General features: G+C 40.3%; 9 protein-coding genes. 2 read left to right on the top strand and 7 right to left on the bottom strand.

The features are described 5' to 3' along the window. Positions 1–150 precede the first annotated feature (150 nt). Entirely contained in the window at positions 151–852 is a 702-nt protein-coding gene (locus tag ACSFVZ_RS06490) for a M15 family metallopeptidase (RefSeq protein ID WP_435558414.1), read from the bottom strand. A gap of 53 nt (positions 853–905) precedes the next feature. After that, positions 906–2531: a sensor domain-containing diguanylate cyclase gene (locus ACSFVZ_RS06485; protein WP_435558412.1), complete on the bottom strand. Its 1626-nt coding sequence runs from the start codon at positions 2529–2531 to the stop codon at positions 906–908. A 353-nt stretch (positions 2532–2884) separates the two neighbouring features. Between ACSFVZ_RS06485 and ACSFVZ_RS06480 the strand changes: the two genes are divergently transcribed. Both ACSFVZ_RS06480 and ACSFVZ_RS06475 read left to right on the top strand, forming a co-directional pair. Then, the gene (locus ACSFVZ_RS06480) at positions 2885–4072 is read left to right on the top strand and encodes an acyltransferase family protein (protein ID WP_435558411.1); all 1188 of its coding nucleotides are present in this window, start codon (positions 2885–2887) and stop codon (positions 4070–4072) included. Positions 4073–4748: 676 nt separating this feature from the next. Then, positions 4749–5090: an ankyrin repeat domain-containing protein gene (locus ACSFVZ_RS06475; protein ID WP_435558419.1), complete on the top strand. Its 342-nt coding sequence runs from the start codon at positions 4749–4751 to the stop codon at positions 5088–5090. Positions 5091–5341: 251 nt separating this feature from the next. Here ACSFVZ_RS06475 and ACSFVZ_RS06470 read toward each other — a convergent pair whose 3' ends face one another. The 5 genes from ACSFVZ_RS06470 to ACSFVZ_RS06450 form a co-directional block, all read right to left on the bottom strand. Next, positions 5342–5956, bottom strand: a complete 615-nt coding sequence (locus tag ACSFVZ_RS06470; protein ID WP_435558410.1) for a hypothetical protein — start codon at positions 5954–5956, stop codon at positions 5342–5344. Positions 5957–6022: 66 nt separating this feature from the next. Next, entirely contained in the window at positions 6023–6328 is a 306-nt protein-coding gene (locus ACSFVZ_RS06465) for a hypothetical protein (protein ID WP_435558409.1), read from the bottom strand. Positions 6329–6366: 38 nt separating this feature from the next. Then, on the bottom strand, positions 6367–7554 hold the full coding sequence (locus tag ACSFVZ_RS06460; RefSeq protein ID WP_435558408.1) for a HEPN/Toprim-associated domain-containing protein: 1188 nt from the start codon (positions 7552–7554) through the stop codon (positions 6367–6369). A 154-nt stretch (positions 7555–7708) separates the two neighbouring features. Beyond that, the gene (locus ACSFVZ_RS06455) at positions 7709–8935 is read right to left on the bottom strand and encodes a hypothetical protein (protein WP_435558407.1); all 1227 of its coding nucleotides are present in this window, start codon (positions 8933–8935) and stop codon (positions 7709–7711) included. A 1020-nt stretch (positions 8936–9955) separates the two neighbouring features. Continuing rightward, positions 9956–12820 (bottom strand): FAD-binding and (Fe-S)-binding domain-containing protein, encoded by a 2865-nt coding sequence (locus ACSFVZ_RS06450; protein ID WP_435558406.1) that lies wholly within the window; start codon positions 12818–12820, stop codon positions 9956–9958. Between the last annotated feature and the right edge of the window lie 261 nt (positions 12821–13081).

Here is a 13081-nt window from a genome sequence, read left to right as displayed (position 1 = left end):
GTTGAATCAGCTCGTGAAAAACTTGAGAGGGCTTATGGTGCCCTCAACTAGTCAGAACTTGTGTGATGAAGTACTAGCCTCTGGGTTCTAGGACGCGATGTAAAATCGCTGCCAGCTCGCCATCTCGTAACTCTAAACTCGCTAACTTAACTACTCCACCACAAAATCAAAATAGGTAGCGGGGTATGCTTGAGGTTGATAGGTAAAGTGCCACCACTCCATTGAATAAGGGGCGAAATCGGCATCAGTCATGAGGGTTTTTAGTTTATATCGATTGGCTTTTTGTTCTGCGCTTATGCGCGGGTCGTCGGTGTTTGACAGGGTGTCGAACATATCAAAGGGTGAGCCCATATCGAGCTCTTTGCCTTTTGCATCGACTAAGGTTAGATCAATTGTTGAGCCACGGCTGTGGCCCGATTTAGCGGCGATATAATCACCTAGTAGCTTGTCTTTGCCTAGATTTGGATAAAACTCAGCTTTAGTGCGGGTATCCTCTAAATCGTTAACCCAACGCACAAAGTGATCGACTGCTCGTTGTGGTCGATAGCAATCAAATATCTTTAAGCTTAGCCCTTCATTTTGAGCGGCATTTTGTACTTTTTTGAGGGCTGTAGCAGCACTATTATGTAATAAACATTTAGGTGCATTGTAGCCATCTATAGGTTTGCCAACAAAATTATGATGACCAAAATAACGAATATCCAACACTGCATTCGGTATCAATACGCCTACATCAATAAACTCGCTGCGCTTGTCGTCATCAGAATTTGCGTAAACATTATTACCCCATGTCAGAGCAACGCTTGCAAACATAATTGGTTTTATTAATCGAGCGAGTAAAGTAAATGCCATATCGATTTGTCCGTAAATAACTTAATAACATTCACTATTGCATATAAAATAACTTATTCCAACACTGGAGTGTCAGAAATAGGGGTTAGCTCTTTATAGTAGCTGCCATCAACAACACAGCGATTGCGCCCGGTCTTTTTAGCTTTATACAAAGCTTGATCAGCCAATTTAAACACCTCTTCGAGGCTCAATTGTTCCAGAGGCCAGCCCGAAATACCAATTGATACATTAATGCAGCCCACTGGATCTATGAAGCTTTCTGAGACGCGCATACGCAAGCGCTCAGCGAGTTGATAAGCCCGTTTTGCCTCAACTTTTGGCATGATCACAATGAACTCTTCACCTCCTGTACGTGCAACAACATCACCATCGCGCGTGACATCCAGCAAGATTTTAGCAAGTGATTGCAATACTACATCGCCAATATCATGCCCATATTCGTCATTTACCCGTTTAAAATGATCGATATCGATTGCCAGTATCGCAAATGGACAACGCTGCTCTATAAAGTGACTTAACTGCATATCAAGACTACGGCGGTTATGTAAACAGGTTAATGGATCCGTTTGTGCTTCTTGACGTAACAAGCCAATTTTACTGTGTAATAAGCCAACACCTCTAAGCATGGCTTTTCTTAGCTCATTGCTTTCAAAGTACCATGAACGAATTTGTGTCAGCTCAAGCGAAGTAGATGGTCGATCGAGAGTATTGGCGGTTTCAGCTAATTGTCTCAAAGGTTGTGCAATTAAACGCGCAAGTACCCAAATAAATACAAATGTGAGTAAACCAATTGGTGCCGTTTTTACAAATACTTGCCACATTAAGCTGTCGAGCGGTGCAAGGGTACTGTCTAGTGGACGCTGGGTTACTACTCCCCAAGGAGCTACTGTCATCGGTGCGTAGCCAGCAAGCATTGCAACGCCTTTGCTGTTGGTAACAAGCTGAGTCCCTGAGTGCCCTTTTAGTACTTCTTCAATTACTTGGTTATCAAATACTTGCTCACCAATACGGTATTTATCGGGGTGGTAAAGTAAACGATGGTTTTCATCAACCACATATAAGTAAGAGCCGTCTTGATAGAAATGAACTTGCAATAACTGATTTAAGATACTGGCGCGCTTTAAGTATAAAGTTCCGCCAACATAACCAATAAAATTGCTGTTCTTATCGAATAGAGGTTGCGAGATAAAAATGAGTAAATTACCCGCCATAGAAATGTAAGGCTCGCTTATCATAGGAATACGGTATGACAAAGCAGCCTTGGTGCCAAAACTATCTACTTTACGATTTTGAAGTTCAAGAGACTGCGGCGATACGCCAAGAATTTCGCCTTGTTTATTAACGATTATAATCGAGTTAAAACTATTAGTTTGTAATCTTAAGCGCTCTGCTTCAGCACTGATCAGCTTCTGATTATTAAAGTCTTCTTCAAGGATTTTGCCTACATAAGCAAGCTGTTGCTGAGCAGCTAACAAAAAGTTATCAGTAGCCGAAACCAACTTAGCAGCATAGGCTTTGTGATTACTCATTGTTTTATCTATTAGTTGTTGTTTTTGAACTTGGTAGCTCGAGTAATAACTATTTAAAAAGGTAATAAGCGTTGCAGAAAACGCTAATAATAAAATTAAACGACGTAGGTTTAAGCGTTTGCTAAGACTATTAAGCACGATACTTCTCACATATGGGCCCAAAATTCCATATCGGGTACATCTAATACCTTTATACTAGCAATTTGTTCTGTGTACCTCTATAAAACTTTTATCAGAATTTGATTTAGCGCAAACAAATAAGTGTAATTACTCTAATTTCAAGTTACTGCTTTTTACAAAGGAAACATCCTTAATTTAAGTGAAAACATCTGCAAATAGATGGTTCAACCAAGTAATGGCAATTCATTTCTTGTAATGTTTTTTCAATCAAATACTAAGCTAAGCGTTTAAAGCTTTACGGGTCAGTAATTGAACAAAAAGTAACTTGCTTTGAAGTAATAATTTATTACAATGTTAAAACAAAATAAAAATAAAGTTTTCTTATGCGCCAACATTGTTCCGATATTATAAAGTCACTCCCCACACACCGCCTTATGGCATTAGACGTAATGCGGGGGCTAACTATCACCGCTATGATCTTAGTAAATAATCCGGGGAGTTGGGGAGCGATGTATTGGCCATTGAAGCATGCACAATGGCATGGTTGGACACCGACTGATTTAATTTTTCCGTTTTTTATTTTTATTGTCGGCATGTCTATCACGCTATCAGTAAATAACTTGCGCGCTAAAGGAGTGAGTGATCAGCAAATAGTAAAAGCAGGTGTTATTCGCACCCTCAAGCTTATTGCTCTTGGTTGGTTTTTAGCCCTGTTTTATTACAACTTTCGAGATCCCTCTTTCAGTTGGGTTGATGACAAACTATTGCAGTTGCGTGTGTTGGGCGTGCTGCAACGTATTGGTTTGGTGTATTTAGTCGCTCTGTGTTGTTATCTCTATTTATCGCCTAAGAAAATAGCCATTACTTGCATCACTCTTTTATTATTTTATGGCGCCGCCATGCTTTATATCCCTTATACCTTGCCAACCGGCGAGGTAGTGAGTGGCTTATGGTTATATGGCAATAACTTAAGTGCCTTTATTGATAGTACGGTTTTAGGTAGTCACCATGTGTATTATGCGAATGCTAAGCCACTGCCATTTGATCCTGAGGGGCTTTTCTCTACACTTCCAGCCATTGCCAGTGCGCTAAGTGGCATCTTGGCTGCGGTTTACTTAACAAAACAACCTGATCTTAAAAAGCAAGCCCACGCATTTATCTTAGCAGGCATATTAGCTGTTATTGCCGGCTATGCTATTTCGCCATTAACGCCTATCAACAAAGCATTATGGACACCAAGCTATGTGTTGCTCAGCTCTGGGCTTGCTATTATTACGTATGCCCTGTGCAGTGCCATTTTAGATATTTATAAAGTACGAAGCTGGGGCGCACCCTTTATTGTATTTGGCGCCAATGCGATACTCTTTTTTATGTTTGCAGGCGTATTTGCACGCCTATTAATAATGATTCCAATAGGTGATAGCAGTTTAAAAGGCAGTATTTACGGCTTAATACAAGTGTTTATAAGCAACGATTATTTAGCATCATTTGTATTTTCGCTGCTGTTTTTAGCCGTATCTTACCTGGTGATGCTCACGTGTTATAGAAAAGGCATTTTTTGGAAAGTGTAGGTTTTAAAATAGATGAGCCAGTCAGTAAGCTAAATATGGCTTAGACACTAAAGAACACCCTATAAAAGGAACTTAAATTCAATAAAAACAGTTAATTAGATTTAATTTTTTAAGTTAACATTTTTTAAAATCCCTCCAAAAAAGGATAAATAATCAAATGAGGTACGTAAAATGAATTCTCCTATCAACCCTAATTACACTCACTTCACAAAGTGCGATAGCAAAAAATACTGATGGCTATCAAAATACAAACAGATTAACCAATTCGCTTGGCGCCAATCTGCAAATGCAATTAGCCTTGGAGATGAAGCGCGTCTTAAACAGCTAGTGCAATCGAACCCTGAAGTAATGACTTATTTCTCAAAAGTCGATAATTTAACTCTTATAAATTTCATCTTAAACCAATCACAATTCACTATCGACAAAAGAAAATCATTACTGGAAGTTATGAAAAATGAGGGGACTGCTTTTTTTAATTCAAACATAGCTAACGGAATGACCCCGCTTCAAAGACTTCTAGATACTTACAATGCAGACTACGAAACAGCTGCAATGGCTGACTTATTGCTTGAGATTTCACCCAAATCTGTAAATTTTAAAGTGAAGACGGCTTAACCCCTCTTTTTGGCCATGTAAGTAAAAAAACAGCAAAAGTACTCGTTGATGGGGGGCAGACATAAATGCAGTATCACCAACAGGCTGGACACCTCTCATGCGGAATGTTCAACAAGCTAGAGAAGACGTTGTAGACCTACTTATAAAGCATGGTGCTAAAATAAATAGCAAAGATAATGAAGGTAATTCAATCTTACACGTTGCGGCTGATATAAGCATATACAGTGATGATTCGTTTGAAAATGGAACTCGACGCGCAAGAATAATCAAAACACTACTCGAGCATGGCGCAGATGCTACGGTTGTTGATAACAGCGGTTCAACCGTTTTACACCACTTAGCTAAAAACATAGACGTTATGCCTGAGGAAATTTTTTATAATAGTTATCCTGGCGAAGATTAAGGTGGTAACCAATTCATTGTTTACTTTAAAGCTGTTGCAAATGAAGTGTTCCAAAAAGGCGCGGATTTAAACATCAAGAACAATAACGGCGAAACTGCAACTGACGTAGCATCCAATCATAAAAGTGATATGGCCGAAGCGTTGAAGGCCGTTGCTAAAGGCTAAGACTTATCCACTAAAAAGGGCAATAAGTTCTTCTTACTGCCTTTTAAGCCAAACCACCAGCGTCTCAAACCTTCAAAACAAGCCCATCAAACACGTTTCGCATCACTTATCGCATCTGAAATCACAGCGTCACACTTTTCTTGCAGCGCTTGAAAAAACAAATCCAGTCTTTCACCCTTAGCGGAGCGAGTATATTCTTTCGGGGAATAGGCGCTTTTTTGAGAGTCGATCGTTAGCCCCATAGAGGTCTCTGAGTCATACAGAAAAAACCCACACAAGTTAACCAGCTCTTTTGCTAACCTTTCATTATTAATTAAAACTCTCGCGTTATCTCTAATCGAGTAAAGAAGCGTTTGATGCTCATCACAAACTTCACGTGCAATGAATTTTAAAAACAACTTCCCACCCTCGTTTTGATTACACAAATCTTTTAACTCATATAACTTTAAACAAAACTCATAATTGAGCTGCAGCTTAGCAAACTTAATAGCTTCCTTTGATGTTTCATGAGATTTAACCGCTACCCTATAAGTTACAAAGGCAATAATCGCTGTAATAATGACAACCACCAAATTTAAAACTTCCGCGACACTCAGCGCCATATAAATCTTCCTGAAAATTGGTGTATAAATTAAAAAAACAAAAACGAGCACATCCCATACAGGGAGCTTTTCTTCTATTGCATCAAATACGCTAAACAAAACACATCCCTGAACAACCGGATAGATAAACCAGCACAAGAAACCACTTCAAGTGCTAATAAGTAGCTACCTTTTCTCTATTCGATGGCCATCAAAACTAATATCAACCAACAACCTTACCCCAGGGGTAATATAAACCCCCTCAGACTCATAAGAACCAAGCGTTACATACAGCTTACCTTCACAAGCATGCTTTAATTGATGCACTGTCCCAGTGAGCTGCTCTTCTCTGCCGCAGTAATGCGCGACAAAAGATTTATTGCCGGCATTTTCCTTTGTATAAATCAAAACATTGGATGAGGGACTAAAAGTAAACCACCCCAAGAAAAGGCCTGTTAAAAACAGTGTTCCCGCTAAAAAATACTTTTTCATAAACCACCGTAATAACCATTGTAATTAAGTCAGAGCGCTTAACTGACACAGACCTCAATAATGCGATCAAGTAGTAAATTCAGCTTACTGAAATCATAATTCTCATCCAGCGACTTCACTTTCTTAAACTGCTTTAAGTAGTATCCTTTCTTTTCTAGCGCGCCCTGATACACATTGGCATCCCCTTTATAAGAAGACCACCTAATAACAGGCTCCAACCTTTCCTTGAAAGACAAATCTAGGAAACACTCTATGGCCACCGCTTTACCATTTACATCAGCATTATGCCTACCCGTTGGCCCTTCCGTGACAAAATCAGAAAACTCGGCCAAGTCAGGCAACTTCATCACTTTAAGATTGCTAGGCGCTTTAATATCTACCGCCTTATGATACTTCTCTACACCTTCAGCATCGTTATCGAAGATACAAAGACATTTGTTTTGCATACCAATACTCGCCAAACCTTGAAAGAACTTATACTGGTTGCCGGTACCAGAAAACGGATAATTGTCTTCCATATCAACATAAGTAAATAAGTCAGCCAACTCAGGCCTAAGAAGTGAAATAGCGTGCTTTATAATAACTAAATCAGATGACCCTTCAGTGATTATCAAAAACTTATCTTTTTCATCGACACCGGTATAAAGGTCATCATCACTCACCCACCCGGCCTCAACTATCTCGTGCGTTTGCCACATCACTTTTACATGCTGGTTCTTAGGGTTTTCAGCAAGCAATCGCATTATAAAATACGGGTGAAGACGGTCAAAGAGCGCTGAAAAGTCATCATCATGTGTCGTTACTAGGTCTTTTATATCTTCAAACCCACTTTGCGTTAAAACAGCCTCAGCGATATAGTCATGAAACGATAAATGAAAACTATCCTTAAAGGGATCAAGGTCTTCAATATTCACCGATGAAACGACTTTCCTAAAGGTATCAAACGCAAATCCATCCAAAGACGTATCGTCAAAGTAGTGATAAAAGACATTTTCATACGCCCTTTGGGCATCGTTTATTGTGTAACCCAGCAGCTCCAAACGCAGCTTCATGTCACCCAAGCTGCGCGAGTGACCCGTTTCCTCTCGCAGAACCCCCTCATCCATTTCAGATTTGATAACGCCATAATCAGAGGGAATAAACAGTTTAGAGTGATTGTTATAGTACTCACCATTACTACACTCGAGCTCAAAAGAGCCAACACCTAACGAAGAAACAGAACCCACAAACAACTCCTTATAAGCACGCTCAAGTGCTCCTTTAAGCGATGGCGATAACCCTATGCTTTCCGCCAAAACCAAACTAAAAACTTAATTTCAAATATTCGGCCATTCCTAATAGTTAAAAAACAAACAACACTAAATCAAAGCGCCTAAAGCCCTACTTCAGCATGTAGAGCTCTTTCTCAAAATCGTTCAACCCACCTAAATTAATAACTTTAAGAATACAGCTAGATAAGATGGATGACGTTTTTTCAAGAACATCCAGTGAAGGAACCTTACTACCAACATCCCTTACCTTCACAACATCTTTAACCTTGGCATTGTGAACAGCAGACGAGCGAATACTATAAAAGGCTTTTAAGTAGTTATAATTCTTTTCGCGCTCTTTATAATCATCGGAAGACAGCTTGGCACCAAGAAGGCGGACTTGTAAGGAAAGCTGATCAGAACTTTCACTCTGCGTGAGAATAGATTCTGCACACATTCCTAAATCAACCGCTTTATCAACTACGTCTAGTGAATTCATGGACGTTGTTTTGCGTTTAAGGGCGAGTTCAACAGCGCCTTTAGTGTTTGCATTTAACGCGCAGTAATGCCCGAACACCTTTCTCAATGTGTCTTTTTCATCAAAATACACATCTTCATTGTAAAAAGGACGCAGCTCCTGCAGTGCGCTAATAACATTCACATCTATAAACCCTGAGCATGGCACTGTATCGTCAAAAAGCATTCTGTTACGTGTGATAACCGCGCCATATTCTTTTGTGAAGAGCGACAAGAAATTTGCCTTTTCTGTATGCGAGTCCAATATATCGTGAAGCGCTCTACCCTCATCGCGAACCACGTCGACGTCTTCGTGCTCATTTAACACATTTTGTTTAACTGTGGTGACGATAAATGCCGGCCTATCCCCAGGGAAGTCCCTGACAATGTCAGCCCAATCAGCATTTATCCGGTATTTAACACCAACGGGGAGTGCATCAAACCCACATATATACGTGTCATTATCAAAATAATATGTGTGCCCAGGATAGACGCCTTCCACCAGCGATATGAGGTGCAATGGTACCGTGTGGTTATTCGTAAAATCTAAAAAGTATTGGAACGCTTGCTCTGCACCAACACCATTTGCTTTGGTGCAAAGCCACTTGGCCACATCAAACGGGGATATTGCCGTGCGGCTTGATGATGACCCCCACGACCGATTAAGAAACTCAGAATAGCGCGCTGCTAACGTATCCATCAATTTAAGCGGCTTCTTTGCCACGCCATAACTAACAACCATACTGCGCCACTCTACAAGTGGGCTCACCATTTTCAAAAACTTTTCGTCTTTGCGACACTCATCAATAAGTTTAACGATGTCCTTTTGATACGCTTCCATACTTTGTCCATTACAATTTCAATTAACGTGTGCTCTTTCCGGCTTACAAACAGACCTACACCCGCTCTTTGACTATTAAAAAATTAGTCACCCCAAAAGCAGGGGCAGACATGCAGCAGCTGACAACCCTTATGAATACAGCAGCTTTTCTTTTTGCTCATCATCCCCACCCAGCTCGATGACTTTAAATAAACATGCTGACAGTATTTCTGATGTTTTCATTATGTCTCTACGTTACCTAAGAACTTAACAGTATAGCTATTTTTTTACATCACCGCTGAGGAGCAGATACCCTAAAACGCTTTTAAGTAAGATAATACTTAGCGCGTATAACCGGAACATCTATTGCCGACTTAGGGCCCCCTCACCTGCAGCGCCAGCTGCTCTGAATGGTCTTTTGGGGTCAACACAGATTCGGTATAAATACCTAAATCAATATTTGCTAATTTTACTGGATGGGAAAACAAACCCGCATTTTATAACTTTATCAAAGTACTTGATGATGCTTACATGGCTGAATAAAAGAACTACGTTTTAAGCTACATCCCAAACTGCTTAGAGATGACATGTTAAGTATCGGTGCACACGCTAACGCTATAGATAACGATAGCTACACCGCTTAATAGGTGTAGTAATCTATAAAAATGAAAGAACAAAAACTATTTTTAGATGCTGGCGCTAACTCGATGTTAACTAAAAATCAAGATGCCAACAGAACGGCCCTTAATAACGCTCTTACTGGATAATCTCGCTGTGCGAACGCAATATTATTTTTTATGTTTGCACGGCTATTAATTATGATCCCGCTCGGCGATAGCAGTTTAAAAGGCAATATTTATGGCCTAATACAATTAGTGATCAGCAACGATTATTTAGCATCATTTGTATTTTCGCTGTTGTTTTTAGCCGTATCTTACCTTGTGATGCTCACGTGTTATAGAAAAGGCATTTTTTGGAAAGTGTAGGCTTTTAAAAAATGGGCTAGTCAGACTAGCCCATTAAATTAGCAATTAAGCTCTGTTATATTGCATGGCTTTGTTTATCGAGTAGATACAAAATTGACTGATAACTAATGCCACTGTGCTCAGTTAAACCAATTTCACAGCTACGGCTGTTAGACACACCGCGACTACAATTTTTTGGCACGTGTTGTTTAAGGGTTTTTAACGCGTTGCTATTTAGCTCTGGCAAGTTAAATCCTTTATCACCGGCAAAACCACAACACTCAATATCAGCTGGAATAATCACTTCATTGCTACATGCCTTGGCAAGCGACACTAAGCTTTGCTCTTTACCTAATCGCTTTGAGCTACAAGTAACATGCAGCATCACAGGCTCATTCACTGGCGTTACTTGCAAATTAGGCAGTAAATGCTGGGCTGCAAAATCAGCACTTTCGTAAATTGAGAGTGATGCATTTTGCGCGGCATTGAGAGTGGTGAGCGCACAAGGGCTGGCATCAAAAACGATGGGATATTGGCCATTATTTGAAAGCGTCTCAAGCTCAGTAAGTAACTGCTCACTTTTGTTTAAAAACTCTTTATTCAACCCTTTACTCGCAAATGGCATTCCACAACACAGTGAATCTACTTGTTTAGGTATTACAACCTCAAATCCCGCTTTTTGGGCTAATGAATGCATAACATCAATCAGTGGTCGTTTATCATCGGCAAGTTTATCCGCTGCAAAAACGCGAGTTGCACAGCTAGGCATATACACCAACTTTTTAGCCTGTTGGGGTTGTTTAGAATTATTATTTATTGGTTGCTCCCCTCTTGGCCAAGCCGAGTAATACAGCGGCGTACCAAGCAACTTATGGGCAGGTTTACTAAGGCTTCTTAGGTTATTACTACCTATTGCTTTTTCGAGCACGTGCATCACGTTTAAGCCAAATCGAGCGCCAGATGCGACAACTGCAAAATGCTGACTAGCAAAGCGAGCTAATGACCGTGTCACTTTGCTTGAAGAGGCTTGCTCTGCTCTGAGCGATTTTATAAATTCGCCCGTGTTTATTCCGACCGGGCATTTTAGCCCGCAAAGTCCCGTCGCCGCACACGAATCAATACCAAGATATTTAAAGTCAGCCTCGATAACACTGAGCTTTTGGTTTAATTTCTGCTTACTCGCTAAATCATCGGTTGTTAGCAATTGATTGTGTAACTCAGTGCGGTGTCGCCACAAGGTGATACGCTGCCTTGGTGTTAAGGTAAGACCTTTTGATGGGCAAACAACTTCGCAAAAGCCACATTCGATACAGGTATCGATAATATCATCACTTTTTGGCATGACTTTTAAATGCTGAGTGTGGGCATTTTTATCATGATTAATAATGACACCAGGATTAAGAATGTTGTGTTGATCAAATAGCTGTTTTAGCTTAACCATTACAGCGAAACCATCATCGCCCCACTCTGTTGCTACAAAAGGTGCCATGTTACGCCCTGTGCCATGCTCTGCTTTTAAAGAGCCTTTTAGCTCAACCGCTACTAGGTTAGCCACATCGGCCATAAATTGCTCATAACGATTAACTTGATCCTGTGTATCAAACGCTTGGGTGAATACAAAATGCAAGTTACCCGCTAAAGCATGACCAAAAATAATGGCTTCATCATAGCCATATTTAATGAAGAGCTGATGAAGTGCGTTCACGCCTTGTGCTAATTTATCAAGCGTGAAGGCAACATCTTCAATAATTACGGTGGTGCCTGTTTCGCGCACAGCACCGACAGCAGGAAAGGTGCCTTTACGGATATTCCAAAGTGCCGCATTACGGGCACTATCAGCAGAAAAATCAATCGCAGCTAATTGGCTTTGACTAAACTGTGCAATAAGTTGCTGCGTGCTTTGTGTTAGTAACGCAAGGGCATCTGTATTCTCTGCTCTTAACTCAATTAAAAGTGCCGCTGACTGCTCGGGATAGCTGGCCACTTCTTTTGGCATTATGGCATGCTCAGACACCGACATCAGGGCACGTTTATCTAGTAGCTCAACCGCAGCAACATCAAGCTCACTCAGCCTTTGCACCAGATCACACACCTTGCTGATATCATCAAAAATAAAGAAACCGGTATGTTTGTGTGCGTGCTCAATCACTGTGTGATAGGTAATATCAGCAATAAACGCCAGAGTTCCTTCAGAACCAATAATTAAATGCTTAATGATTTCAATTGGATCTGAAAAATCCAGCAACGCATTTAAACCATAACCTGTGGTGTTTTTTAAGCGGTATTTATGGGCGATACGCTCACTTAAGTCGCTATTTTCTTTAACACTGTCAACAAGGCTCATTAACTCATCAACCCATGCCCCATGACTTTGTAAAAACTTTTCACAACTTTGACTATCTGCGGTATCAAGCACAGTACCATCAGCAAAAATAAGGGTCATATCTTTGACTGTGTGGTAGCTGTTTTGTGCCACCCCACAACACATTCCTGATGAATTATTTGCCGCCATGCCGGCTACTTTACAGCTGTTAATCGATGCGGGATCAGGGCCTATTTTCTTACCATAAGGTGCCAGTATTTGGTTTACTCGCGCTCCTATAATCGCAGGCTCTAGACGAATAGCTTCACCATCATCTAAAACTTCAAATTGACTCCAGCTATCACACAGTAACACTAATACTGAGTCAGTAATTGCTTGCCCTGACAAACTGGTTCCAGCTGCTCGAAAGGTAATAGCCACCTTATGTTGTTGTGCTGCACTTATCACATGCTTTGCTTGATTTTGATTACTCACCAATACGATGAGCTCAGGCACCAAACGATAAAAACTGGCATCAGTGCCGTAGGCATATCGACGTGAGTAATCTTCTATTAATGCTGACTCTGGTAAAAAAGGTGTAATTAGCTGTTTAAATGCGTGCAATTGAGTAAAAGCCATCTCGCCCCCTGGCCTGCCATATCTGCGCTGATAATTATGGAATATATTATTACTTTAATTTGCCTTAAAAAGCGACCAATTAAATTGATAAATTATCAATTCACTAGCACCTTTGCAGTAATAAAGACTTGGTTATTTAAGCTTAACAGCCCTATTTGGTGATCTAACTTAGCTTTTTGCAGTTAGACAAAAAAACCGCTAGGGTAGCAAAAAAATACTGTATTTATATTTAAAAACCCATTAACATCAAGAATAATTTAT

This window comes from Pseudoalteromonas nanhaiensis (assembly GCF_051235485.1).
GTDB lineage: Bacteria > Pseudomonadota > Gammaproteobacteria > Enterobacterales > Alteromonadaceae > Pseudoalteromonas > Pseudoalteromonas lipolytica_C.
Note: the sequence above shows the minus strand (reverse complement) of the source record. Positions and strands in the feature narration are given on the sequence as shown.

What these genes read in the sequence shown, in the direction of transcription:
- ACSFVZ_RS06490 (WP_435558414.1), bottom strand. Translation starts at nt 852, where the DNA reads ATGGCATTTACTTTACTCGCTCGATTAATAAAACCAATTATGTTTGCA.
- ACSFVZ_RS06480 (WP_435558411.1), top strand. Translation starts at nt 2,885, where the DNA reads ATGCGCCAACATTGTTCCGATATTATAAAGTCACTCCCCACACACCGC.
- ACSFVZ_RS06465 (WP_435558409.1), bottom strand. Translation starts at nt 6,328, where the DNA reads ATGAAAAAGTATTTTTTAGCGGGAACACTGTTTTTAACAGGCCTTTTC.
- ACSFVZ_RS06455 (WP_435558407.1), bottom strand. Translation starts at nt 8,935, where the DNA reads ATGGAAGCGTATCAAAAGGACATCGTTAAACTTATTGATGAGTGTCGC.
- ACSFVZ_RS06450 (WP_435558406.1), bottom strand. Translation starts at nt 12,820, where the DNA reads ATGGCTTTTACTCAATTGCACGCATTTAAACAGCTAATTACACCTTTT.